General features: G+C 79.8%; 1 pseudogene. It reads right to left on the bottom strand.

Annotated features, from left to right (window positions below):
* Positions 1-724: pseudogene (locus CG723_RS48200) on the bottom strand (SUKH-4 family immunity protein); the annotation flags it as partial.

Below are 724 nucleotides of genomic sequence, written 5' to 3'. Positions count from 1 at the left end.
CGGGCGGCTTGGGCGCGCCGGGGCCACCCATGCTCGGGTCCGCCAGCATCGTCGCGGCGTGGTGCACACCGCCGGGCGGCGTACCACCCGGAGCGGGCGGGGCCTCAGGCCCGTCGGGACCGAGCTGCGAAACGAGCTGCGTCGGAACGTAGCCGCCCGCCGGGGTACCCGGAGCGCCGGGCCCCGAGGGCCGCGCGCCGGGAGTGCCCGGGGCACCGGGCGGCGGAGGAGTCGTCGCGCCACCACCGCGCGCACCGCGGGGCGGACCCTGCGCCTTGCTGGTCGCGGCGTCGGCGATGTCGCCGGCCCCGGGCGCGAGCGGCCGCCCGGCCGCGTCCTGCCCGGCCGACGGCGGAGTCTGCTGCGCACCCGGACCCTGCGGATAGCCGTACGTGTCAGGGGCACCCGGCGGCGGAGTCTGCTGCCGGCCCGGCCCCTGCGGGTAGCCGTAGTTCGGCGGGGCGCCGGGCGGCGGAGTCTGCTGCGCGCCGGGACCCTGCGGATAGCCGTACGTGGGCGGCGGAGTCTGCCCGCCCTGCGAACTCCCGGGCGCCTGCGGCACGTTGGGCGCAGGCGGAGTGCCCTGCCCCTGCGGATAGCCGTAATTCGGCGGGGCGCCGGGCGGCGGAGTCTGCTGCGCGGCGGGACCCTGCGGGTAGCCGTACGCGTCAGGAGCACCCGGCGTCGGGGCGCCCGGAGCGGCGGGAGCCGACCCGTCGAGCGC

Source organism: Streptomyces sp. CB01635, assembly GCF_002803065.1.
Lineage (GTDB): Bacteria > Actinomycetota > Actinomycetes > Streptomycetales > Streptomycetaceae > Streptomyces.
The sequence above is the reverse complement of the archived record's forward strand: the minus strand, read 5'-3'. Positions and strand labels throughout refer to the sequence as shown.